Below are 26134 nucleotides of genomic sequence, written 5' to 3'. Positions count from 1 at the left end.
TGGACTTACCTTTTGGGAAATTAGTTAGGAGCAGGGTGCGTTCGGGCAGCCTGCTGGGTGGAGAAATACACTGTAAGCAGACCTGCTGTGACCACTATACAAATTCCTATCAGCGCAATTGTGTTAGGTAGATGTTGCCATATCAGCCAGCCAAAAATGCCAGCAATAACCACTCCAAAATAGCTGATTGGTGAAACTACACTGGGTTTTGCATAACTATAAGCTTTGGTATAGAGCCATATCGCTAATAAAATAGAAACTCCATTAAAAGCCAGGTAGGGAATAGTCCAGCTAGGTATTGATTGCCAGTAGTAGATACCCAGGGGCAGGCTGCACATAAATGAGATAAGGACATAGTAAAACAAAATAAGACTCGACTTATCAGTGTGTGACAAAATACGTGTGCCCACCATAGAGGCAGCTAGAGTAATACCTGACAGTAAGCCGAAGGCGTGGCCACTGCTGATACCATGGATATCAGGTTGAAGAATCAGTGCGATACCAAGTAGCCCAAGCACAATGGGTAGCCAGCTTGTGGCGGGAATCTGTGCGCGCGCCCAAAGCCAGGCTACAAGCGGAACAAAAATAGGGGCGGCATTGCGCAGTAAGCCTGCCTCCATCAATGAAATACGGCTGAGTGCATAAAAGTAGGAAAAGAAGCAGAGCCAGCCTGCAAAGCCGCGCAGTAAATGGGTTTTCCAGTGTTGTGTTATGAGCTTTTGGGGTGATTGGCGCACCAGCCAGGGAATAAGTAATAGTAAGCAGATGCTGTATTGGCTGAGCACTATTAAAGGTACTGGTACGGCGGGTGATATCCATTTACTGGCTGCGGCGGCTGTACTGGCAACCATAGCGGTGGCCAGTGCGTAACCTATGCCTTTCCAATTGTTTCTCTTAACCCTGGCTTGGATCGCTTTGTGGTGATCTGGCGGTTCTGGTGACTGTTCGAGCTGCAGCTCATTAAGACGCATTTGGCTCGGTCGTAGTTTCGATTCTATTAACGTATCAGGCCTTATCATTGTGTTGCCAACTAAAAATCTCTCAACTTTGGCAAAAAGGGTAACCGGTACTTTTACCGGTTACCCTTGAGAAGCGAATACTATCGCTGATCGTCTGCCCAGTCCGTAAATGTTTTACCTTCTTTTGCCAGTTGGACGAGCAATGGTGCAGGAGTCCAGTTGGCTTCGCCATGTAGGTCACGGAATGTGCAAATAGTATCGTAGATCTTTTTCAGGCCGATGCTATCTGCGTAAAACATGGGGCCGCCACGATGGGGAGGGAAACCATAGCCATAAACATACACAACATCAATATCACTGGGGCGTTGGGCTATTCCATCTTCCAGAATCCTGGCTCCCTCATTAATTAAGGAGAAAGTAAGGCGATTAAGAATTTCTTTATCAGAGATTTCTCGCCGCTCTATCCCGTGCGCTTTGGCTTGAGCCTCTATAATTGCTTGGACTTCGGGGTCACCGGTACGAGCGCGAGTTTCTGGGTCATAGCGGTAATAACCGGCTCCACTCTTTTGGCCCAGGCGTCCCAGCTCTACTAAAGCATCCGCAATGCAGTAGGTTTTGGGGTCGCCTTTTTCTGCTTCGCTCAGGCCCTCGCGGGCCTTGTGGCCAATATCGAGACCGGCCAAATCTCCAACCGCTATGGGCCCCATGGCCATGCCCCAGGATTGCATTACGGTATCTATTTGCTCCGGGGTGGCTCCTTCTATTAAACAGAGTTGCGCTTCACGGGCATAGGGCCGCAGCATCCGGTTGCCAATAAACCCATAACAGTTTCCGGCTAGGACGGGAACTTTCTTGATAGTTTTTGCCAACCGCATTGCGGTAGCGATAACATCGTCGGCGCTCTTTGAGCCACGAACGACTTCTAGAAGTTTCATAACATTGGCGGGGCTGAAAAAGTGTAAGCCGATAACATCTTCTGGCCGATTGGTAGCAGCGGCGATCTGGTCGATATCCTGGTAGGAAGTGTTTGTTGCGAGAATGGTGCCGGGTTTACAGTATTGGTCCAGCTTGGAAAAAATTTCCTTTTTAAGCGTTACATTCTCAAACACAGCTTCGATAGCGAGGTCTACCTCTACCAGGTCGGAATAGTCAGTGGTGCTCTGGATTAGTGAGAGACAGTGTGCTTTTTGGGGCTCTGTAATCTTCCCCTTTTTCATACTGATATTGTAATTCTTGTCGATTACTGCTCGGCCACGTTCTACGGCAGCTTGATCGATATCTAGCAGCTTAACTGGGATACCGGCATTGGCAAAATTCATGGCGATACCTCCCCCCATCGTGCCGCCGCCAATAATGCCAATACTGTTTATTTCTCTGATAGGGGTATCTTTGGAGAGACCCTGAACTTTTGTCGCACGTCGCTCGGCAAAGAACATATGCCTCAGGGCGGCGGACTGACTTGAGAGTAGGCATTCGATGAATAGATCCAGCTCTTTAGCCAGCCCTTTATCGAATGGCAGCTTCACTGCTGCCTCCACACAGGAGACAATATTCTGTGGGGCCAGTTGACCAGGTGCTCTTTTTTCCAGTCGCTGGCGGAAATCCTCGAACAGGCCCTCTGGAATACTGGCAGGATCTATTGTGATGTCCCGGACTCTGCGTGGTGGGGCTTTCTGGTCAATTAGTTCGCGAGCAAAGGCGAGGGCCCCTTCGAATAGATCATCATCAACCACGTGATCGATCAGCTTCATGCTTTTGGCTTTCGCGGCCGGGATTGGGGCACCCTTGGTGATCATTTCTAATGCAGCCGCAACGCCGGCCAGACGTGGCGTGCGCTGAGTACCACCGGCCCCAGGCAATAACCCCAATTTAACTTCAGGCAGGCCGACTTTGGCAGATGCCAGGGCACAGCGATAGTGACAAGCCAGTGCCACCTCAAAGCCCCCGCCCAATGCGGTCCCGTGAATAGCGGCAATCACCGGTTTACGAGAGTTTTCGATTTCGGTAATCACTTCAGATAAGGCAGGTGCCTGTGGTGGCTTACTAAATTCTGTGATGTCTGCACCAGCAATAAAAGTGCGGCCTTCACATATTAAAACCAGTGCCTGAGAGGCATCTTCCTGGGCACTCTTGATCGCTCCCCATATGCCTTCGCGCAGCCCGTGGGAGAGCGCGTTGACAGGGGGGTTGTTAAGTCGAATAACACCAATATCGCCAATAAGTTCATAATTTACGGTAGACATTGTTATCTCCAGATCTTAAATGACTATTAGATGGTTTCTCCTAAAGGGTCTCGCCGGTTTTTATATACGCTCTATAATCACTGCGATTCCCTGGCCAATACCAATACACATGGTGGCTAACCCGTAGCGCCCGCCGCTACGCTCCAGCTGGCGTAATGCTGTGAGTAGAATGCGGGCTCCGCTGGCGCCGAGCGGATGCCCAACTGCAATTGCACCACCATTGGGGTTAACCCTGGAGTCCTCGTAATCAATCTCGAGCAATTTCAGGCAGCCCATGGCCTGTACAGCAAATGCCTCGTTAAACTCCATGACATCCATATCTGCCAGGCTCAAGCCTGCACGAGCCAATGCCTTACGGGTAGCCGGGACCGGGCCTAAACCCATTACTCTTGGCTCCACTCCCGCAATAGCACTGGCGAGAATACGTGCGCGGGGCTTGAGATCTACGGCCTGGCCGGCTTCCTGGCTGCCAATAATGAGTGCTGCGGCACCATCGTTGATTCCGGAAGCATTTCCGGCAGTCACTACGCCGTCTTCAAACAATGGGCGTAGTGTTTGTAGGCGCTCCAGGCTAGTATCGGGGCGGGGATGTTCATCAGTATCGATAAGGCGAGGTGGTTGCTTTCTGCCCTGTGGCACCTCGATAGGGATAATTTCATCAATAAAAAAGCCATCAATACGCGCGCTTTCATATTTTGCTTGTGAAGCTAGTGCAAAGATATCGCACTCTTCCCGCTTAATATTCAGGTCTGCGGCAATATTGTCTGCAGTTTGCGGCATGGTATGGCTGCCAAATTCTGCAACAATATCGGGATTGGTGAAGCGCGGACCCAAAGTGGTATCCGCCAGTTGCTGGGTGCGATCGAACGGGCTGCTTGCTTTGGAGAGGACCAAAGGGGCACGGCTCATGGATTCAACACCACCGGCAATGAATAAATCACCTTCCGAGGCCCTGATGCAACGTGCTGCATCGGCAACGGCAGATAAGCCTGAACCACATAGGCGGTTTACCGTAATACCACCGGTGGAGATCGGCAGTCCTGCAATTAACCCGGCAAAGCGAGCGATATTACGACTGTCCTCACCGGCCTGATTGGTATTTCCGGCAATCACATCCTCAAATTGCTTGTGATCGAAATTATTACGTTCAACCAGGGCTTTAATGACATGCGCGAGCATATTGTCAGGCCTGATACTGGAAAGGCTACCTCCATGGCGACCAAAAGCACTTCGGCCGCCATCATAGATATAAGCTTGTGGCATTGTCAGTTTTCCCAATGATTGATTATTGTTTTGTGAGCAGTAGTAAATGTCCGCGCTTAATCAAACTCCAGCGCTACCGGAATGTTTTCCAATGCCTCCTCTGCTACCGTTTTAGCTGAAGGTTTTTCCAGACGAACTTTTGCAACCTGGCCCAGGGCACTATCAAAACGGGCAGAAAAATCTGCAGATATATTTTTTTCCTGAAGTGCCTGGCCAATAACATATTCGGTAGCGCGATTACGCAAAGCGGGTTTGAATACCTTGGCTACAGCGGTTAGGGGGATTTCATCAATGATCTCGATCCGCTTGGGTATCGCTGCACGTTCAGAAATCTGGGTGCGGCAGTAGTCGATAAGCTGCTCTTCCGTGGGAGGATTTTCGGACGGATATAGAGTGACATAGGCCACCGGAACCTCACCGGCATAGGCATCGGGCTGGCCAACGGCAACGGCCATAGCCACGGCGGGGTGACGGCTTAGCGGTTCTTCAATCAAGGCTGGATCTATATTGTGGCCGCCACGAATGATTAAATCCTTGGCTCGCCCGGTCAGATAAAGATTGCCATCGCCATCGACATATCCCATATCGCCAGTATTAAACCAGCTGTGGTCAACCCAAGCCTTGGCGTTATCCTCTTCGGAGAGATAGCCTGAAAAAATATGTGGCCCCCGTGCAAGTACAATACCGACTTCACCGGTGTTACAGGTTCTCACTAGCCGGTTTCCATCCACTTCGGCAATTTTCATTTCCATATAGGGGAGGCGGCGGCCGACGCTGCCCTCGGGTGCTTGCATATCTGTTGGGGGGCGGGCCAGCAGGCAGCTGGACTCTGTCATGCCATAGCCGTTACTTACCGTCACATTGAATTTTTCCTCAAACGCACTCTTAAGCGCTGCGGGTAAAGGCGAGGCCCCGCAGCCAACATCAGTCAGGCAGCTGATGTCATTGTCGCCCACAGGGATTTGCATCAAGATGCCGAGAATAGTGGGCACGGCGCCAAAGCCCTGTACACGGAAGCGGGCGACGTGATGCCACCAGTTGGGGAGCACATTGGGGGAGCGAAAACCTGAGGGGGTCATTATAACAATCGTGCGGCCGGCGAGCAGAGTGCCAATGCCGGCGACCACAGTGCCGAAAATGTGAAACAGAGGAAGGCCACTGAGGGTAGCAAATCGCCCCTTACTGGATGTTGTGTCCACACTCAGCTGTGCGACAAACGCAATATTGCTGTGGGTCAGGCGTGCAATTTTAGGCCGCCCGGTTGTCCCTCCGGTGTGGAAGTAACTGGCAATTTCATTGCCTTGAATAGTTCTCCCACTAATTAAATGGTCATTTGGCTGTTGGGCAATAGCCAATACAAAATTCTCTACCTTAATGCCGGAAGGTATGGATAGGGTGCTAACCGGTTTTTTACTGATTAGCAGCAGTGCCTTCAAGGTTGGAACCTGCTTAATGACCTGCGCAACCTTTTCCCAAATCTCCTCACTGAGATCCTGCCCAAGGCTGACTAATACCTTGGCTTTGGTGGCATTCATGATCTCGGCGATATGCTCCGGTTCCAGCAACGGATTGATAGGGCTGGCGATTCCCGCGGCTTGTCCACCCCAGAGTGCAAAATGCGTTTCAGGAAGGTTGGGTAATAGTAATGAAACGGTATCTGTCGAATTAACTCCGAGAGAATGGAGTAGATTGGCGGTTTGGTGAACTTTTTCGGATAGCTGCGAGTAGCTCACAGTCACACTTTCTTCATCTGGTACAGCGGTGGGAAGAAATTCGATGGCTGCATCTTGTTGGTAAAGACGGGCGGCCTGCCGAATTAAATCGTAGGTGTTTTCCCAGGGATAACGTTGTAACAAAGGTACTTTTTCATATTCCTGGATTTCTGCAAGAGATTGCAGCATGGGACTGCCAGTGGAAGTGGACGTGATAGACATGGGGGCTTCTCTCACTATGGTTATTATGTTGGTGACAATATCAAAAGTGAAAAGAGCATTCCACTCTGCGGAATTCAGTGGTAATGTTTTGTGCGTCGAGTGGTGATTTAAAAGCTAATTGGTGGGAATTGGCGGATAAATATTTACACCAGCTATGTATAAACGCCACTAAGTAGAAAGTTGCGTCAATAGAGTTGGCTCGATAATTGAGGACCTACTTGCGTGAGTCGGAAAAAGTCAAAATAGCGATGCTCAGATATCAATATCATCCTGAAATTGTTTGTAGATAGGTTTAATTAAGACAAAGAGTGGAGCTCGCCGAGCCAGATCGAAAGTGAATTTATTCCGCTTGTATAAGGGAACTTCCGAATTTAGTACATGTTGATTGTGCAAGTTGGTGAAGGAAGTTAGCTGAAAAATCTCTGCCAATTGCACCCATATAAACAGGAGCAAGCGAATGAATATAGATTTTTCCCCCGAAGAATTAGCTTTTCAGCAGGAAGTTAAGCAATTCCTGCAAGAGAAGCTTCCGGCGGATATCAGTGAGAGGACTCTGGATGAAATTCCCCTGGGAAAAGAGGACTATGAACGCTGGCAAAAGATCCTGTACGAACAGGGTTGGGCTGCGACTAACTGGCCAGTTGAATATGGGGGTACCGGTTGGACGCCAACACAAAAATACATATGGGCCAATGAGTGTGCCAACTTCGGGGCGCCAGATGTAATTCCTTTCGGCTTTAAAATGGTTGCACCGGTTATCTTCACTTATGGTAGTGAAGAGCAAAAACAGCGGTTTTTACCAGATATTTTGGCAAGTAATGTTTGGTGGTGCCAAGGGTATTCGGAGCCAAATGCGGGCTCTGATTTGGCGTCGTTAAAAACCACAGCAGTGCGAGACGGTGATGAGTATATCGTTAATGGCACCAAAACCTGGACTACTCTGGGACACTGGGCCGATTGGATTTTCTGCCTGGTTCGTACCGGAGGCCCCGAAGTCAAAAACCAGGCCGCAATTACTTTCCTATTAATTGAAATGAACCACCCGGGCATTACTGTATCGCCCATTATGACTTTGGGCGGTCATCATGAAGTGAATGAAGTGCATTTTGATAATGTACGGGTACCAGTGGCCAACCGTATTGGAGAGGAAGGTCACGGCTGGACCTATGCCAAGGTACTGTTGACCCATGAACGCACGGGCATTGCACGGGTTGCCACTTCCAAAAAACGTTTACAGACTTTAAAAAAACTGGCAGGTGATACTTGTGATGGTGACGTCAGCCTCCTGGAAAATCCAGCCTTTGCGCAAAAGCTCGCAGAAGTTGAAATAGATCTTTTAGCTTTGGAGTTTACTGAGCTAAGAGCACTTGCGGCAGTGAGTACCGGTAATGCACCGGGGCCGGAATCCTCCATTTTAAAAATTAAAGGAACTGAAATCGCCCAACTTATTGATGAACTTTACATGGAAACTGCGGGTTACTACGGAATGCCATTTGTCCGGGAACAATTTAAAAGCGGATTTGATGGCGAGCATGTAGGCCCTGGAGTTATTACCAGCAGTGTGCCCCGTTACTTAAATAACCGTAAATCCTCGATTTATGGTGGCAGTAACGAAATTCAGAAAAATATTATCAGCAAGTGGGTACTTGGCCTGTAAACGCGACGTTTAATGAGGATTGGAACGATGGATTTTTCCTATAGTGAAGAGCAGCAGATGCTACAAAGTAGTGTGAGCAAATTTATTCAACAGGATTATGACTTTGATCGTCGCAGTAAGTTAATAGACAGTGATACTGGGTTTAGTGAAGATAACTGGAAGTTATTTGCTGAGCTGGGCTGGCTAATGGTTCCATTTAATGCAGAAGACGGTGGTTTGGGTGGCTCTGCTGTTGATCTGATGGTAGTGATGGAAGAGTTTGGTCGTGGCCTGGTAGTGGAACCCTTCCTGGCCAGTGCAGTTTTAAGTGGTGGACTAATAGCAAGCGGTGCCAATGAGGCGCAGAAGCGAGAGCTAATTAGCTTGTTGATGGAAGGCCAGTTGCAGCTGGCATTTGCATTTGCTGAGCCCCAGAGCCGTTTCAATCTGTCTGATATTGCCACTAAAGCTATAAGGAGAGGAGACAGCTACGTAGTGAATGGCCACAAAGCCGTTGTTTTGAACGGCTCAGCCGCAGATAAACTATTGGTGGCAGTACGTACTGGCGGCGGCCAACATGATTGTGAAGGTATCACTTTATTATTGATAGATGCCAACTCTGAGGGTATTCATCGCCAGGGATATGCCACTGTGGATGGGCACCGTGCGGCTGAGGTAAAGTTTAATAACGTGATGGTCCCTGTGGCAAACCGAGTTGGGGAAGAGGGAGCAGCTTTACCTGTAATCGAACAGACAATTGACCGGGCCACACTGGCGCTGTGTGCCGAGGCAGTAGGGGCCATGGAGAAAATTTATAAAAAGACCGTGGAATATACCAAGACCCGGGAGCAGTTTGGCGTTCCCATTGGTAAGTTCCAGGCCTTGCAACACCGGATGGTGGATATGTTTACCGAATATGAACAGGCCCGCTCTATTCTATTAATGGCAGCGTTACAGTTGGATGTGAATAATGGCGTTGCCCCTAAGGCAATTTCTGCAGCAAAAAGCCGCATTGGAAAAGCTGCCCGGTTAGTAGGCCAGGAAGCAATTCAGTTACATGGCGGTATAGGGGTTACAGAGGAGTTGGATGTGAGCCATTATTTTAAACGCTTAACCACAATCCAGTATTTCTTCGGTAGTACAGATTATCATACTCGCCGATTTGCCGGGCACTAGCGAGGCAGGCAGCCGTGAGGTGATGAGTTATCCCCCAGGTTGGTCGCATTGCGCTACTAACCTGGGGTTAAGCTATCTAGTAGCGGATCAGCATGGCCTCTATATTGCCGACCATATTTTTCAATAAGGGGGCGACTTCTTCTTCCAGGAATTCTGGACTCAGGCGGTAAGCAGGTCCGCCCGCATTAAATGTATAAATGCGCCCCTGGCTTAATTGTAGGGGGACAGCAATACCATTAACATCGCGGTTCCAGTCGCCAAAGGAGCTACAAAAGCCGCGCTGCTTATAGCTTGCTACCGCTTCTTCAATTCCAACCTTGATTTTAGGCCAGCGCTCGCTATTTCTTTTCTCCAGGTGCCCATAAAAGTACTCGCGCTCCTCTTGAGGTAGCGCTGCCAGGAAAGCCCTTCCTGAACCACTGGTAGCTAAAGAAACACGGTTACCTATTTCGTAGCGAAAAGTCGTAACATTAGCGGCTGCACAAAACTCGACAAATATCATGTCGAGTCGATCACGGTCAGACAGCCCTACAGCAGTTCCTGTGGAGTTTGCCAGGTCTTGCATTAGGGGTTTGGCAACCTGCCGAATAGCCAGATTAGAGACGAAAGAGTAACCCAGCGCTAGTACGCCGCTACCTAATTGGTACTTTTCCAGTCGGTCTGAGTAGGTCAAATAGCCTAATTTTGTCAGAGTATAGGTTAACCGTGAAATACTGGAGCGAGGCAAGCCTGTGCGTTGGGCGATTTCAAGGTTACCCAGAAAGCCATCACCGGGCTGAAATGCCCGCAGAACATCCAGTCCTCGGGCGAGGGCTTCAATAAACTTGCGATCGGGTTCTGCGCTTTTCTTTCTTGGGAGATCACTCAGCGGAGCCATGGTCTTAAATCCTGCTTCTACAGTAGCAAGTATACAAATTTTACTCCTGGATCTGAAGTTAGATACTTAGCCTTAAAGAGAAATTTAGGCCTGCGAAGGGTGTTTGGATAATAATGAGCGGTAACGTAAATTGTGGTTGTACTTGGGGGGGCAACTGTGAGTCCGGGGCAAGAGTGTTCTTTAAAGCCGATATGGTTTAATTGTATTTTTTGCGAAATACCTATATATACATTCTATTTATCGTATTTTGCATAGTTGCTGCTTGTTTCAAAGGTGAAATTAGTGTTTGAATCCGTTACCAGTGAACTTTTCCAGGTTTGAGCTCATTTAAAAAAGAATTTTAGATATGATAAAAAGGCTTCTCATTAGTATCACAATGGCTTTGATTGTCGTTAGTAACTGTTATGCCATAGATGATAATGTTGGAAAAGAAATAAAATCAGCTCTGGAAGAGCTGTCTAATAGCAACCGCTTAATTGGCTCACATTTTGTTGCGGTAGTTGATAAGAACGGGCTTGATTTCTTTTATGCCTATTCTGAAGGTGGCCCTCAAGTTACAGAGAACACGCCTTTCTTAATCGCAAGTCACACAAAGTCTTTTACCAGTACTTTGATGGCTATCCTGCATAACTCGGGCAAGTTAGATTTAGATAAACCCATATCATCTTATAATCTCCAGCTGGGGCTTGAGGGAAAAGTTGACACCAATAAAATCAGTGTTAGGGATTTACTTACCCATACGTCTGGATTTACAAGTGTTCAACATACCTTCAAGTCAGCTTTTTTAGGTTATTCCGGTCAAGAGGAGCTGGTACATTCATTAAGTGAGAATCTACTTATAGCGCCAGATTACAACTTTAGGTATTCAAATACGGGCCCGATAGTCGCGTCGATGATTGCAGAGAATGTCACTGGAAAAGCTTGGGGAGAGCTTATAGAGAAGTATATAACTGAGCCTCTGGATATGAATTCGACTACGAATAAGGTATCCAAAATGGATAATTTTCTTCCATCTATTATCACCTCCAGTGATGGTAATATCTTTACTTCAGGACATTTCAAGTCTGATCAAACGATGCACCCCTCAGGAGGCTTGGTTTCTACTGTAAGTGATTTGGCGACATGGCTTCAGGTAAATATAAGTAAAGATAGGTCAAATGTATCTAAGATTAATATTTTTGATGAGCTTCATGAAAAGCAGGTAGATCAATCAAAAACCTATTTCACCTATAAGAGAACAGGCTACACCTTGGGGTGGGATCTGGCAGAGTATAATGAAGAGACTCTTTTAACTCGGTTTGGAAATTATGGTGGATATAGCATCCATGTATCATTTATACCAAAAAGAGAGATTGGTGTAATTGCATTCACCAATCAGGATGCGGCTTATATGTTACCCCATGTAATGGCTAATTATACTTATAACTCAATTTTAAATAAAGCAAATAGAGATACGCTGTTTGAGCAGGAGATTAAGCGGCTGAAGAAGTCTGTCCGAGGCGAGCTATTGGAAGCGCCAGATCCTGCATTGGTTGTCAGTGCCGAAAATTTTCCAGGAAACTTGCTTGGCATCTATGTGAATAGTAATGGCTGGCCGGAGCAAAAACTCTATATTGAGGGTGGTAAAATAATGGTTAGTTGGGGAGGGCTCAGTGGACCATTGCTAAAAACTGGGGAGGTATATAAGGTGCATTTAGGAGCGCTCCAAAGAGATCTTTCATTTCATTTTCAGGGTAAGGGCGTTGTAATGTCTCAGAATGGATCAGTCAAGTTTATTAAAATATAAGCTGGGTGCTAAAGAGGTGTTCCATGAAAGAAAATACAGATTTTTTTGTCAGTAAATCCTTGGCCTCCTGGGATGAGGCTGGACCTGTTCACTGGGAATTCAGCAAGCGGCTACTTGAGAAAGTCTCCGAGTCTAATTTTAATGCCTTAGAACAAGACTTTGATGGCATGTTGGATGGGTTTGATCTTTCCGGAAAGTCAGTGGTTCAAATTTGCTGCAATAATGCGAAAGATTTAATCTCCATCAAAAAGAAAGGTGCCGGGCTCTGTGTGGGGATTGATGGATCCCAAGCTTTTGTCGATCAAGCTCGGCTTTTGGTAAATGCCTCAAGGTGTTCGGATGTAGAAATCGTATGCTCTAACATCTATGAGTTGCCTGATGAGTATATCGGCCGTTTTGACTTTGCGGTTATCACTATTGGCGTACTTAATTGGATGCCGGATCTAAAGCAGTTTATGAGAATTTGTACTTCCTTGCTGAAGCCGGGTGGCTATCTTTTAATGGAAGAAATACATCCGGTTCTAAATATGTATGAGGAAGGTAATCCCTCACACATTGCCATGTCTTATTTCAATCGCGAGCCGCAAAAGGATGATCAAGGTTTGGGCTATTTGGATGGTAGAAAATATCAGGCTAAAGAAAATTATAATTTTCATCACACCTTGTCAGATATTTTGATGGCGGCAATTGAAAGTAATCTATCTCTACAGAAGTTTGTTGAACTCGGGAAGAATGTGGGTAATTGGTGTGGAGATTTGGAAAGCTCTAAATGTGTTCCGCCAATGGCAATGCTGGCTTGTTGGAAAAAGGACGTATAGATTTTGACGTTCACCAAGGTCCTAAGCTATAGAGCCAGTAGAAATAGGCTAAGAAAAGAGGCCTGCCATTAAAGTTGAGTCTTAAATTCCTTAATTTTTGTATTTACACGAACAATATTTCTTCCGGCGGTGAGAACTCAATGTTTTAGCGGGCGTGCCACTGTTGTCTACTTGATGTTCTGTAGATTTCTTGGGCAGCAGCACCCGTATTGAGATCGCCTAACTTACTTTATTGAGAGGCTAAATGAGCCACATTGGCTAATTATTCGAATGATTTATAAGTTCAAATGAAATCACTTAATAAATCGTTATCAAGATAAAGTATACTCTTTATGTCCATGGTGGCGCCGGTAGTCCAAAGGGGGAGGTTGTCGCACAAATCACTCACTTAGCCGCAGTTTCAGACTGCTGAGACGGTAGAATTGGCCGGCATAGGCCAAGAGAGGGTAGAATCCCGCTCTTAAAACTATTAAAAGACCCTTTTTTACGAGGAGATAGCAAATGCGTCAGACAATGATCGCACTAGCCGTAGCCGCATCCCTGGCGGTTGTGGGCGGTTGTGGTGAAAAGGCAAAACAGGCTGAGGTAGCTAAAGACACTGTGAAAGCCGAAGAGTCCATGGCTGTAACTCCAGAGCACGCCAGTAACATGCTGCTGGCAGAGTGGACTGGTCCCTTTGGTGGTGTACCTGCGTTTGACAAGATGAAGCTGGAAGATCTCAAGCCCGCAATTGAAAAAGGTATTGAGATAAGCCTTACCGAGCTAGGTGCGATCGCTTCAGATTCCGCTGAACCAACCTTTGCTAACACCATTGTGCCGATGGAGCGCAGTGGCGCCGAGCTAAGCCGCGCAACGGCTTACTATGGAATCTGGGCTGCGAATATGTCTTCACCAGAGTTCCGCAAAGTTCAACAAGAGCTGGCACCAATCTGGGCTGATTACGAGTCCAAAATTTATCAGAACAAAGACTTGTTTAAGCGCATCAAGGCGATCTACGACCAGCGCAACGCGATGGACCTGGATGCTGAACAGAAGCGTGTGGTTGAGCTGATCTATACCCAGTTCTCTACCAATGGTGCGACCCTGGAAGGTAAGGCCAAGGAGCGCTATGCGGAAATCAACAAGCGCCTGGCTGAACTTTATACCAAGTTCTCCAACAATGTACTGGCGGATGAGGAAGGCTACGATATCTTCCTGAGCAAAGATCAGTTGAGCGGCCTGCCGGAATCCTTTGTTGCAGCGGCGGCAGCACTGGCGGAAGAGAAGGGCGAGAAGGGTAAGTACGCAATAACCAATTCCCGCTCCTCTATGGATCCATTCCTGACTTACTCCGATGATCGCGAGCTGCGCAAGCAAGTATGGACCAACTACTACAGCCGTGGGGACAATGGCGATGAGCACGATAACAACGCCATCATCGCTGAAATCCTGAAGCTGCGTGATGAGCGCGTAGGCCTGCAGGGCTTCGATAACTACGCTGAATGGCGCCTGCAAGACCGTATGGCTAAAAATCCTGAGCGGGCCATGGACCTGATGGAAGCGGTATGGCCCGCAGCAGTTGCCCGCGTAAAAGAAGAAGTAGCTGATATGCAGGCGGTGGCGGATGCCGAGAAAGCCAATATCACTATTGAGCCCTGGGACTACCGTTACTACGCCGAGAAGGTTCGCAAGGCCAAGTACGACCTGAACTCCGATGAAGTGAAGCAGTACCTGCAGCTAGATAACCTGCGTGAAGCCATGTTCTACGTAGCTGGTGAGTTGTTCAACTTCAAATTCACCCCGGTGAAAGAAGGTTCCGTACCGGTATTCCACGAAGATGTTAAAGTCTGGGAAGTCACTGACAAGACCACTGGCGACCATATCGGCCTCTGGTACCTGGACCCATTTGCCCGTGCTGGCAAGCGTTCCGGTGCCTGGGCAACCATGTATCGTGACCACTCCACCTTTGATGGCAAGAAGAACGTCTTGTCTTCTAACAACTCCAACTTTATCAAGGGCGCGCCGGGTGAGCCTGTGCTGGTGAGCTGGGACGATGCCGAAACCTTCTTCCACGAGTTTGGCCACGCGCTGCACTTCCTTGCTTCCAACGTGACTTACCCGACCCTGAACAGCGGTGTTCGCGACTACACCGAGTTCCAATCCCAGCTGCTGGAGCGTTGGTTGTCTACCGATGCGGTTATCGATAACTATCTGGTGCACTACAAGACTGGTGAGCCTATTCCTGCGGATCTGGTGAAGAAGATTAAGAAAGCCGCCAAGTTCAACTCTGGTTTTGCCACCACTGAGTACCTGGCCTCTGCGCTGATTGATATGAAGTTCCACACTGCTGATCCAGAGGGTATCGACCCAGATAAGTTTGAGCGTGAAACTCTGGATAAGCTGGGCATGCCGAAAGAGCTGGTCATGCGTCACCGCACCCCGCACTTTGGCCATATCTTCTCTGGTGAAGGTTATGCAGCTAGCTACTACGGTTACATGTGGGCCGACGTGCTGACTTCCGACGCCTCTGAGGCCTTCTCCGAGTCTAAAGGTGGCTTCTACGACAAAGAGGTAGCAGCCAAGTTGGTGAAACACCTGTTTGCACCGCGTAATGCTGTAGACCCCGCTGATGCTTATCGTGCTTTCCGTGGTCGTGATGCCAATATCGAAGCGTTGATGCGCGATCGTGGCTTCCCGATCCCGGAGAAGAAAGAGAGTACGGTTGCCTCCAAGAACTAGTTTATTGATTTAATAAATTGTTCATGAAAAAGCCGCATCTTTGGATGCGGCTTTTTTTGTTTAAGTGGTCTTTGAGTTAAGAAGTGCTCGAGAATAAAAATTCATTAACCATATGTTTGCGGCATATGCAATCTGCATTGTAAAAATTTCCTATTCAGTATTGGTCTCGTGATCCCCTCTTTGGCTGGTTAGTAGATACCCAGAAGTTATTTCTAGGACGAATTTTCAATACTGGGCAAGGTCTTCATTTCTAAAAGTAAGTCCCTAGCTATATCTGCTGCCCTCTATTTTTAGCGGAATCAGATAGCTGGTTCTTATGTTCCATTTCTGATTGGTCGTTGTTCTTTTGTTTTGTTATTTGTTATTTGTTAAAAAAATTTAACTAAAAATATTAGGTTGCTTGTTGAAGTGTTCTTCTCTTTTTCTACCCTTGTGCTTATAAATTAGCAATAAATATCCTATCGACCTTAAATTTCAACGGCTGTATTCTTGCCCGCGTCGACATGCCCATTGATATTTTATTATTTTGACTTATATCAATTGGTTTTGTCGTCTTTCAAAATCTTAAACACCAGATTAGGTTACAAATCCGTGAATTTTCAGAGAAGGAACATGAAAAAGTTAACCGGTGCAGTGCTGGGGGTTACTACAAGCTTGGCCTTATTAAGTCAATTGACACTGGCATCAAGCCAGGCAGTGGCTAATAGCATTCCAAACTTTACCGAGAATGAATTTGCACAACTGGAAGAGCAATTCTCCTCAAGGAAGGTGATGGTTGATGGCAAACTCTATCAGTTAACTGGGGATATGCTGGAGCTGGTTCCACAGGAATCCGGGCAGGCCAGTATAATGTCAGCCTTTGAGTTGTCAGCAAATAAGTGGCCTGAAGGTGTTGTCTATTATGATTTTCATGAAGACGTAACAGAAGAAAACCGCCAGCGATTCGTTGATGCTACCAAGGTCTGGGAAGAGGTCGCAGATTTACATTTTAAATTGCGCAAAGACCAAACCAATTATATCTACGTGCGAAATGGCAGTGAAAATCGATCTATGGTTGGAATGTCTGGTGGCGGGCAGTTTTTCAGTATGAAAGACTGGAGTATGAAATATATTATTGTTCATGAGCTGGGTCATGCTATCGGCATGAGACATGAGCAGCAGCGTTCTGATCGGGATCAATATGTGATGATCCTGGAAGACAATATAAAGCCAGCGTATATCTACAATTTTGATGTTCGCCAATCACACAACTACAGCGAATACGACTTCCTGTCAGTCATGCACTATCCCTCCCGCGCATATAGTGCTAATGGGAGTGCGACAATTGTCCCCAAAAAAGGCTATGAGAAATATGATGGCATTGTAGGGCAGCGCGTCGACCTCGGAGCAGGTGATCAGGTAGGGGCGGCTTCTCACTATGGTACTGTGAATATCAACATTCCTGATTCGGCATTTAAATCTTATTTGCTTGCTTATTTTGATGCCGATAATAATGGTGAAATAAGTAGTTTAGAGGCGGCGAAGGTTGAGGAAATTCATACCCCTGGAAACGGTGAAATTCAATCTTTGCAAGGTATACATCTTTTTCGATATCTAAAACATCTTACTGTTGCCAGTGAAAATCTAACCGAGGTTCCTGAGTTACCCAAGCGCTTGGAGTCTATGAATTTCTCTGGCAACCATTTGGATTCCGTTCAATTTGAGTGGGTAATGGATAAGCCTTTCCTAAAAGAGGTAGATTTCACCAATAATTTATTGGATGTTTATTCCTGTGAAATGCTCACTTTTATCAATGGTGTGATCGAGGGCGGTAATATCCAATACAGCCCGGTTAAGGGTGGTGAAACATTTATTTGTGATGAAGAGGCGGAGCGAACACTTATTTCTGGCAAACCAAGGGTCGACTTACGGGGGAAAGATGGCAAGCTATTTCACATTGATGTCCCTGAAAATGCTCAAAAACTGACTATTCAAACAGAAGAGTCGGAAATAGGCGGTGAGATGAATGTATATGTGGCTCATAACCGCCTACCCGATACCACAGATTTTGACTACAAGTCTGAAAATGCCGGTAATATCGAAAACATACAGATCATCTCGCCTCAGTCAGGCCGTTGGCATGTATTGCTCACACCGGTAGAGCGTTCATTTGAAGGCGTGGATCTAACCGCGACTCTGGATTTGGGAGGTGAGCCTGGCAACCAGCTAGTCAACCTTCAGGAAATAGGTGGGTTGGCTGCCAGCAAGGGGGAGGCTTTGTATTTCACCATGAACGTTCCCCAAAATGCTAAAGATCTACAGTTTGCCATGAATGGCGGCAGTGGTGATGCAGATCTCTATGTGCGTTTTGGTGAGAAGCCAACGGAATCTGTCTACGACTATCGTCCCTATATAAGTGGTAATGACGAAACTGCTTCAATTGCTAATCCGAAAGCGGGTGTGTGGCATATTATGCTATTGGGCTATGCGGATTTTGAGCAAGTCACTTTAATGGGCTCCTTCAAAACGTCTACCCCAGAAGAGTTTCTCGTAGCTGGCGAGACCATCGCCGACTTGGATGGCAAAGCGGGTGATGCGCTCACTTTTAAAGTTCAAGTGCCAGAGGGCGTAGCCAAACTCTCTATTGCCACCGGGACTTCATTTATCGCTTCTCTTGGTGATGCAGATTTGTATATAAAGTACGGTGAGGAGGCTTCTGTGAGCAACGCGGATTTCACTTCAGAAAACTGGACCAGTCATGAGTCTATAAATGTAAATGCGCCCCAAGCAGGTGTCTGGTATGTCACCGTTTATGGCTACACTGATTTTGAAAATCTCTGGTTAAGTGTTGATTATTAACGGCTAGGTAATTTATTGATTTTGGGTGATGGGTTGATTTAAATTTAAATCAACCCATTGCCTGCTTTGCTTTTAAAAAATTGATCAAGTGCAATATTTTGTGTGTACTTGATTCAGTGAAAGCTATTTAGGGAAGGTTGGATCATATTTTATTGGCGATATTGGTTGAAACTACTTAGGGCTTCATCCTAGGAGGGGTTAAAGCTCAGTTGATCTCTCACTTCCATAAGTGCAAAGCCCATAAGGTTAAGGCCTGCCCAGCTTCTTGGGTCTTGTATTGTCGAGCTATCCTGCGCTTGACCTACCCCCCAAATTTTATCAACGGGGCTAGCCTCCACCAGAATCCTATCCTTTGTATTGAGCAGAAATCTCTTCAGGTCATTATTTTGGGAAAACTTAGCAAGGTTACCATTAACGACAATCTCAAATCGTTTTTTTATCCAGATATCATGGTTAAAACCAACAACCTGCCGGCCTAATTCCTTGGCTTTACCTGGGTGATCTGAGGTTAGAATCTTTTCACAGGCTTTATGGTCCTTAAAAAGTTTGGCCTTGTGATACATCATGTAGTGCTCAGCGGTAATAAAATGATACCCATCTTCCTCGAATTTGGTGTCATACCACTGGCTAAGACAGCTCTTTGAGATCTGATTATCTATTTCTTGATGGTCCCAAAAAAAGACATAATTAACTGTATTTCCGTTATCTACGAAGTCGATAAGTTGATCTCTTGACCTTATATTCATTTTTCATCCATTTAAAGATTGTTTAGGTGTAAAACACTTTGTTCGGAGAGTTTGTTACTGAAAAGCTATAGATCCACTTTTAATGGAACATTATAGATATAATTGGGGCTGCTGGAGCTCCAGATCACATACTTTTAGTATGAGTTTAGACAAGTATCTGGGGATTTATGCAGAGAATATAACTCTTAGCTAATTATAATTATTGCTGAGATTCTTTCTCTCCTTCAATCCAAGTCTGCAAAACCTATATCTGCCAGATTTCTTGTGAGTTAATTTCAACAATTCATAACTCGAAAGATAAAATTGGCAAATTTTCTGGGCGGTAGGTCGCCTATGATCTCTTCCTGATGGCTGGCATAGGCTGCATTCAGGGGAAATGCATATAAAAAGCCTCAGAGCCATTACTTCTATGGTACGCCAGTCTCTAGTGGGGGTACTCAGGTGGTCAAGACGGGTTACTATTGTATGGAGGCAATCAGGGGGAGCTGCAGGAAGCGGATAATATCTCCACCTCAACTACCTGCGCTGGCGATATCCTTACTGACTTTTCTTTTTATCCAGGCTCTCAAGAACCCTGAGCACGATGTGGTTGGCTCTACAGCCAATTTCATGTTCGTTTGCCTGAAAATTGTTATCAATGGCCTGCTTTAGTAGCGATAACAGTTTTCTCTCTGGGTAGAGCTGCAACCCTTTCTCCTATCAGTAGTCGTGATAGTATTCCAGAAGCGCCGCGCCACGCCTGCCCAGGGCGCCATCGGTAGATAATTTAATACTGCGTATGTAGTGTCGCGCATCAAAGTTGATACTAAGAATTTTGCTCTTAAATAATATTTTTTAGAAAATAGATCGCTAAAATGAATCTCAAATAGAGGAAAAGTTACTAAGGGGCAATTTTTTGACTTGGCTAGTAGTTTGTTTTGCCATTTGAGTGCAGCACAAAGCTAGTATGAGCGCTCAGATCCACTGAAGGTCAACATGGTTAGATGAAAGGAAATAAGCTCAGGTCTTTCGTGTCATTATTTTAAGTCCGATATCATCATAATTACATCGCACTTCTTACTTGCATGTCACTTGCGGTTAAATGTTGACGCTTATTGTTATGTTGTGGCGTGACACATCATTAATTTTTTCAAGGTGGCTAACTAAGGTAGTTGTTCGCATCGCATTTTAGCACGCTGGGCGAGAATGTGTAAATAAGCTACCTAATGTTGTGAATTTTTTGAGGAACTTACATATTCTTATATGGCATGGTTGAAAAGTATTTGTAAATGGCGACAATATTTTGTGATTGAAATAAAAATTTCTTTTAGATTAATATAAAGCCGAATAAAATGAAAAAAATAATTTACTTTCCCTTGCTGGCTCTTTCTCTGGCTGTAAATGCTGAATTCTATGATCCTATTGATGTGGATACTTTTATAGTATCAGATACTTATAAAAAATTGAGATTACAAAGAGATTTCAATTTAAGGACTCCATTTTCGCAGCAAAGTTTTTGGGGGTCGCACAATACTTACAATACTTACTCTCATAATTACCCATGGCCTAACCAGGGTATCAGTATATATGATCAGTTGAGAATGGGGGCTCAATTCATTGAACTTGATTTGAGTTATGAAAGGAGTGGAATTCGACTATGCCATGCAGTTTGCGGGATTGTTGATCAGAGCTTGAGCGATGGCCTATTAGAAGTAAAAAACTTTCTTGATAACCCGTCTTTCAAGAATCAAGTTGTTATTATCTACTTGGAGGATAGAAATAATAATGTAGGTTATAGTGATAATGCAAGTGCTGAATTGTTGGATACAATTAACAATACGATTGGAAATTATGTCTATAAAAGCAATGGCATTGGTAGTATTCCGAAGAATTTAACTCCGCAAAATGTTTTGGCTCAAGGCAAACGCGTGGTTATTTATAAAGATCGTGATGTCAGTGTTAACGGTACATTAAATAACATGCTGTTTACTGGCTTGGGGCATATTGGTAGGAGTGCAGAATCAATTGCTAATGATTTTATTCCTCCCCAGAACCCATGGGAGAGTTTTAAGGATTTTGACTTCGATAAAATCCAAAATATTCACAGAAGTAACCGAGCTAATCTAGTTAATCTTGACCATATTGGTGGAGAGTACAATGACCTTGCCGCAATGGTTTGGAGTTGGGATCCGCTAATGAGAGGAAATGCAACTGGTGATAGTTACTTGAGGGCTATTGCTTCTGATGGTGTTTACCTCAATTCTGGCTGGAATGTCAGTGGTAATACATCTGAAAAGGCGCGATTTGCTTGTACAGATGGGAATACCTGGAGGATTACAGCTGGGGAGAACACATTTAATACAGGCGAGACGACCTGTCAGAATGAATTTAATGAGGGATATCACTTTGCGTATCCGAGAAACGCCTATGAAAATCAGCAATTAATAAATGCAATTACGGAATTGTTTCCCGATAGTACTTCTCTGATTGTTTATGACAACCAGCATAAGACTGGCGAGTCAAAGGTCATCAATGTTGAGGGTAGTTTTGGAGAAACCATAAATTTGAGTGAAGACTGGCATGACCGAATAAGCTCTCTGGTGGTTCCGAGTTGCTGTTACATAACAGCATGGACTGAAGAAGATCAAGGTGGGATTCCACAATTTTTCTACGGAGGAACATATAATACCATTTCGAATGGTTTTGATAATGCAATCAAGAGTTTTGCCATTTCTGAGAGGGGGCCTAGCGATCCCTACCGTCCACCGGTAAAAGTGTGGTTAGCATTGACTGTGGGGGACAATCAAACTACCACTACTACCACTACTACCACTACTACCACTACTACCACTACTACCACTACTACCACACAGGCTTTTTGCGGCCAATCTGAATTGCCAGTATCAGATAGCCAGCCAGCAGAACATACAAATTTTTACAATGGTGAAACTCTGCTAGCCACTAATAAGGCTCGCCTTGAATTTAGTGGTGGGGCATTGAATTACTATGTGTGTGAAAAAAGAGTATGGACTTCTCCCAATTGGAGGCCTACTAATGACTCTCCAAGGGTGGTTTTCCAGGGGGACGGACACCTTGTAATTTATGGTTCATTAGAGGGTGGATTCCATCATCCCGTTTGGGGGTCGGGGACACATGGTAAAGGTGTTACCGCGCTTCGTATAGACGAAAACTGTAAGCTTGTATTTGAGGATTCTAGCGGCGTAGTTAAAAAAATATTAGTTGATGGATCATCTAACTGTTCCAAATGATCGACAACGAGTCGCTCTTAATTGCAATGATAAGATTGAGAATCCTTGTTGCTTCAATTTAATCGAATAAATCTTAGTGCAAGTATTTCTTCTATAAAGTTGAGACATATTTTCCTTGCTTTAGATAAAAGCTGATAAATCTGCAGCTTATCGATGCACAACTTCGATCGCTCAGACCCATCTGAGCGATCTGTTTGTGAAAAAGTAAATAGGGAGCTAGCAAGTCCTTGTAACTATTTACTATGAACTAAGATCTGCCTTTTAATACGATATCTGTAGAGTCGCGCCTTTAAATTTATGGATCCGAATCCTGCAGTGGGTATTCGTTGACCATTCAGGGTAGGAGAAGTGTAGACAAACCTATAAAAACGTATTCTGGTAAACCCTTTTCCCCTCAACCCAGGTCTCCATTACTTTTACTTTCCAGATTTCCTGAGGGTCAATCTTAAAGATATTTTTATCCAATAAAATAAAGTCTGCAAATTTCCCTGCTTCAAGACTACCAATCATTTTCTCTTGGTGGCCGGCATAGGCTGCATCCAGGGTAAATGCGCGTAGGGCTTGCTCCAGCGTCATTGCTTCTTCGGTGCGCCAGCCTTTGCTAGGGTAACCCCGGCGGTCGCGGCGGGTGGCTGCGGCATGAAGGCCAAACAAAGGGTTGGCGGGTTCAACCGGGAAGTCGGAGCCAGCGGCTATTGGTGTGCCCTGGTTGAGAAGTGTTTGCCAGGCGTAGGCGCCGATCAGGCGTTTATCACCAAGGCGGTCACCCGCCATATTTTTGTCGCTGGTGGCGTGGGTGGGCTGCATGGAGGCAATCAGGTTGAGCTGTGCGAAGCGGGGAATATCCTTTACCTCTATAACCTGTGCGTGTTCTACGCGGTGGCGATACTCTTGCTGGCTTTTCTTTTTATCCAGGGCCTCAAGATGGTTGAGTACGATATGATTGGCTCTATCGCCAATCGCATGTACGTTCACCTGGAAGTTGTTATCCGTGGCCAGTTTCAGTAGCGATAACATTTTGCTCTCTGGGTAGAGTAGCAACCCCTTCTCCTGTGGGCGGTCGTGATAGGGTTCCAGAAGCGCTGCGCCACGGCTGCCCAGGGCACCATCGGCAGATAATTTAATGCTGCGCATATAGAGTCGCGTTTCTGGGCTGCCGATATGGCCAGCCTTCAGCAACTTAACATAGTTGTGGCTGTCCACCGATAACATTGGATAAACCCGCATAGGTATGGCGTTTTCCTTGGTCAATTCTCGGTAGGCAGTGAGGGTTTGTTCGTTGATACCCGCATCGTGCACACTGGTCAATCCCAGAGAAAGCGCCGTAGTAAAGGCGTTTTGCAGGGACTTTTTTTCCTGGGCTAGGGTGGGGGAAGGTACTGCCTGTTGTAGCAGGCTCATGGCGTTGTCAATTAAGATCCCAGTGGGTTCCCCTTCGCTATCCCGCAGAATCTCTCCGCCCTCAGGGGCCTGAGTGCTCTTATCGATACCAGCAAGATGCAGGGCTTTGGAGTTTGCCCAGCCTGCGTGGCCATCTACCCGCCGCAACCAGATGGGATGATCAATCTCCAGAGCGTCCAGTTGCTCTCGACTGGGGAATTGTTTACCGGGCCAGGTGACTTGGTTCCAACCGCGGCCAAGCAGCCACTGGCCTGGTTCCAGTCTCTCGGCTTGGTGTTTTATCGCCGCAAGGGAATCCTCCAGAGAGTGGTCGCGCAGATCCAGTAATTCATTAAGTTGCCCAAGGCCCAGCATATGTCCGTGAGCATCAATCAGGCCGGGCAATAAGGTCTTGCCCTTGGCATCTATCCGTTCAGCATCTGAATACTTTTCATCCAGCTCAGTAAAATTACCAGTCTCCAGCACCTTGCCCTGGTCGAAGGCCATGGCATTGAACTGAATTAACGTTTTATCTGTGGTTTGGTATCCTGAAAAGTTATGGATGAGTGTCACTGCCTGGGAGCTGATAGAAGTGGCGGCAAGTAGTGTCGCCGCCAAAGTTTGGGCTAGACGCATATTGGAATGCCTTGTTGTTTTCGTTATTGGCCATTCTATGGTGGCTTCATGCCCCCTGAAAAGTAGATTAAATGGCTACTGGGTTAATGAGTGTGGGAGTAGGGGGCTTCTTACTGATCGGGTTCTATACGAAGTAAATGGCCCTGGGGTCCATCGGTGATGATGTAGAGATTGCCGTCTGCTCCGATTTCAGCGTCTCGAACCCGCTCACCGATGAGAATTCTTTTCTCAATATTCAGCGGATCCCCTTGCGGATTGATTACCCTCAGGTCTTGGGTGACCAAACCAGCGGAAAGGAGGTGACCACGCCACTGTGGAAATGCTGTGCCGGTATAAATGGTGAGGCCGCCGGGGGCATGGGTATCAATCCAGGCAAGGAACGGAGAGGTAAATTCCGGGCTGGCAATTTTGAAAGAGATATTGGATCCATCCCGATAATCCCTACCAAAGGTCACTCTAGGCCAACCGTAGTTAGCGCCCTTTTGGACCTGGTTTAATTCGTCTCCAGCTGCAGGACCGTGCTCTGAGGACCAGATAACCTGGCTTTCAGGGTCGATAGCAAGCCCCTGAGGGTTGCGGTGGCCAAAACTCCAAATCTCTGGGAGGGCGCCTTTGGTATTTACAAAGGGGTTGTCATCAGGTACTGAGCCATCAGGGCCAATACGGATTATTGAGCCAAAGTGTGTTTGTAGATTTTGTCCCTGCTCACGGGCAAAGATGTCGAGAAAATCCTGTGGGGGATTGCCGCCGTCCCCAATACTGGCCAGGAGGGTACCGTCAGGTAGAAAGGCAAATCTCGAACCAAAATGTGCGCTATTCTTTTTACCCTGAGCTGCCTTGAATATCTCTTGAAAGTCCACCAGCTGGCCACTTTGCCACTTTCCCCTACCAATAGTTAGGCGGTTACTTTCGGTATTGCCACTAGCGTAACTGAAATAAAGTAGCTGGTCTTTGTCAAAGTCTGGGCTGGCAATTACATCCAGAAGCCCTCCTTGCCCCTCAAAGAAAACCTGTGCTGGAAAATCAATAGCTTCGGAAAGGGTATTGTTGCTTATGGTGCGTAACTTACCATCTCGCTGAGTGATGATTAGAGTGCCATCAGGGAGCAAGGCTATACCCCATGGATATGGAATAGGGCCTGTCACCTTACTAATCTTAATTTTGTCTATCACGGGGATCGCGCCCCGGGAAAGAAAAGTATCAGCAGAGCTTGCACCAGAGATGATTGTGCAAGTGAACGCTAATAATGTTGTATAAAAAGAAATCCTTCTCACTTTAGGCGACCCCTGGGGTAGGTGGGTGTGCCGAACAGTATAACAATAGGGCTATTGACAACAATATCGATTTGCCCAGTGCAATGAGCACTACGCATTGCATGAAGAGTCTCTTTCTTAGTGGTACCTAGTCTATACTGAACTATTTTTTATTTTGTAAAAATTCAATAGTAAAATAATCAACCGTTTCAGCCTATCAGCTAAAAGTAGTAGGAGAATAGTTTACCCAAAATTTTTTAGGTTTTTCCACTTTCTACTTATATCGAGATTGTGATAATGGTAGTGAAATTAGTTGATGTGGCGCCAAAATACTTTTGACTTGTGGCAGTAGATGGGTGTCAATGAATAGCAGATAACGGGGGGGGATAGCAGCTCTTTTGGTGAAAAACCAGCAAAGGGAGGTAGTTGTTTTAGGGGGTGTAATTGGAATTTATAGACTTTATTGTTCAGCGGGGCTGATTTTTCTGGTTATCAATACGGTCAAACAAAATCCTCTGTTTATGGTTAAGTGGTATTTTAATTGAGCGTGGTATGTAATACCTATGTTAATGCTATGGCCTTCATTTTAGGGTTTAAGATCTACATTGACAGTCCTTAATAGT

Annotated in this window: 15 protein-coding genes; 7 read left to right on the top strand and 8 right to left on the bottom strand. The window is 46.0% G+C overall.

Features of this window, described 5'->3' with window-relative positions; all coding sequences use genetic code 11:
* Nucleotides 1-20 precede the first annotated feature (20 nt).
* The 4 genes from ACJJIO_RS01545 to ACJJIO_RS01530 all read right to left on the bottom strand — a co-directional run bounded on the left by ACJJIO_RS01545 (nt 21) and on the right by ACJJIO_RS01530 (nt 6399).
* The gene (locus ACJJIO_RS01545; protein ID WP_444909934.1) at nt 21-971 is read right to left on the bottom strand and encodes a DMT family transporter; all 951 of its coding nucleotides are present in this window, start codon (nt 969-971) and stop codon (nt 21-23) included.
* A gap of 128 nt (nt 972-1099) precedes the next feature.
* Entirely contained in the window at nt 1100-3202 is a 2103-nt protein-coding gene (locus tag ACJJIO_RS01540; RefSeq protein WP_444909933.1) for a 3-hydroxyacyl-CoA dehydrogenase NAD-binding domain-containing protein, read from the bottom strand.
* A gap of 60 nt (nt 3203-3262) precedes the next feature.
* The gene (locus tag ACJJIO_RS01535; protein ID WP_444909932.1) at nt 3263-4465 is read right to left on the bottom strand and encodes a 3-oxoadipyl-CoA thiolase; all 1203 of its coding nucleotides are present in this window, start codon (nt 4463-4465) and stop codon (nt 3263-3265) included.
* Nucleotides 4466-4521: 56 nt separating this feature from the next.
* Nucleotides 4522-6399 carry an acyl-CoA synthetase gene (locus ACJJIO_RS01530; protein ID WP_444909931.1) on the bottom strand — a complete coding sequence of 626 codons (1878 nt, stop codon included), beginning with the start codon at nt 6397-6399 and terminating at the stop codon, nt 4522-4524.
* Nucleotides 6400-6856: 457 nt separating this feature from the next.
* On the opposite strand from ACJJIO_RS01530, the gene ACJJIO_RS01525 reads away from it, so the two are divergent.
* Both ACJJIO_RS01525 and ACJJIO_RS01520 read left to right on the top strand, forming a co-directional pair.
* A complete protein-coding gene (locus ACJJIO_RS01525) occupies nt 6857-8056 on the top strand; it encodes an acyl-CoA dehydrogenase family protein (RefSeq protein ID WP_444885341.1) in 1200 nt (399 codons plus the stop codon).
* Between the two features lie 27 nt (nt 8057-8083).
* The gene (locus ACJJIO_RS01520) at nt 8084-9211 is read left to right on the top strand and encodes an acyl-CoA dehydrogenase family protein (RefSeq protein ID WP_444888677.1); all 1128 of its coding nucleotides are present in this window, start codon (nt 8084-8086) and stop codon (nt 9209-9211) included.
* Between the two features lie 76 nt (nt 9212-9287).
* Here ACJJIO_RS01520 and ACJJIO_RS01515 read toward each other — a convergent pair whose 3' ends face one another.
* Complete coding sequence (locus ACJJIO_RS01515; protein WP_444885339.1) at nt 9288-10088, bottom strand: IclR family transcriptional regulator; 801 nt, start codon at nt 10086-10088, stop codon at nt 9288-9290.
* A 376-nt stretch (nt 10089-10464) separates the two neighbouring features.
* Here ACJJIO_RS01515 and ACJJIO_RS01510 point away from each other — a divergent pair, with 376 nt between their 5' ends.
* The 4 genes from ACJJIO_RS01510 (at nt 10465) to ACJJIO_RS01495 (ending at nt 18248) form a co-directional block, all read left to right on the top strand.
* Nucleotides 10465-11874 (top strand): serine hydrolase domain-containing protein, encoded by a 1410-nt coding sequence (locus ACJJIO_RS01510; protein ID WP_444909930.1) that lies wholly within the window; start codon nt 10465-10467, stop codon nt 11872-11874.
* Nucleotides 11875-11897: 23 nt separating this feature from the next.
* Nucleotides 11898-12692 carry a class I SAM-dependent methyltransferase gene (locus ACJJIO_RS01505; RefSeq protein ID WP_444909929.1) on the top strand — a complete coding sequence of 265 codons (795 nt, stop codon included), beginning with the start codon at nt 11898-11900 and terminating at the stop codon, nt 12690-12692.
* A gap of 501 nt (nt 12693-13193) precedes the next feature.
* Nucleotides 13194-15410 (top strand): M3 family metallopeptidase, encoded by a 2217-nt coding sequence (locus ACJJIO_RS01500; RefSeq protein WP_444909928.1) that lies wholly within the window; start codon nt 13194-13196, stop codon nt 15408-15410.
* 612 nt (nt 15411-16022) lie between these two features.
* Nucleotides 16023-18248 carry a M12 family metallopeptidase gene (locus tag ACJJIO_RS01495; RefSeq protein WP_444909927.1) on the top strand — a complete coding sequence of 742 codons (2226 nt, stop codon included), beginning with the start codon at nt 16023-16025 and terminating at the stop codon, nt 18246-18248.
* A 188-nt stretch (nt 18249-18436) separates the two neighbouring features.
* Here ACJJIO_RS01495 and ybiA read toward each other — a convergent pair whose 3' ends face one another.
* Nucleotides 18437-18994: a riboflavin biosynthesis intermediates N-glycosidase gene (ybiA, locus tag ACJJIO_RS01490; protein WP_444909926.1), complete on the bottom strand. Its 558-nt coding sequence runs from the start codon at nt 18992-18994 to the stop codon at nt 18437-18439.
* A gap of 1331 nt (nt 18995-20325) precedes the next feature.
* On the opposite strand from ybiA, the gene ACJJIO_RS01485 reads away from it, so the two are divergent.
* A complete protein-coding gene (locus tag ACJJIO_RS01485) occupies nt 20326-22242 on the top strand; it encodes a phosphatidylinositol-specific phospholipase C domain-containing protein (RefSeq protein ID WP_444909925.1) in 1917 nt (638 codons plus the stop codon).
* Nucleotides 22243-22602: 360 nt separating this feature from the next.
* Here ACJJIO_RS01485 and ACJJIO_RS01480 read toward each other — a convergent pair whose 3' ends face one another.
* Together ACJJIO_RS01480 and ACJJIO_RS01475 are read right to left on the bottom strand one after the other, a co-directional pair.
* Nucleotides 22603-24258, bottom strand: coding sequence for an amidohydrolase (locus ACJJIO_RS01480; protein ID WP_444909924.1), 1656 nt, complete (start codon nt 24256-24258; stop codon nt 22603-22605).
* 110 nt (nt 24259-24368) lie between these two features.
* Nucleotides 24369-25430, bottom strand: coding sequence for a PQQ-dependent sugar dehydrogenase (locus tag ACJJIO_RS01475; protein WP_444909923.1), 1062 nt, complete (start codon nt 25428-25430; stop codon nt 24369-24371).
* Nucleotides 25431-26134: the final 704 nt, after the last annotated feature.

Source organism: Microbulbifer mixtoriginis (SeqCode) (assembly GCF_052467235.1).
Note: the sequence above shows the minus strand (reverse complement) of the source record. Positions and strands in the feature narration are given on the sequence as shown.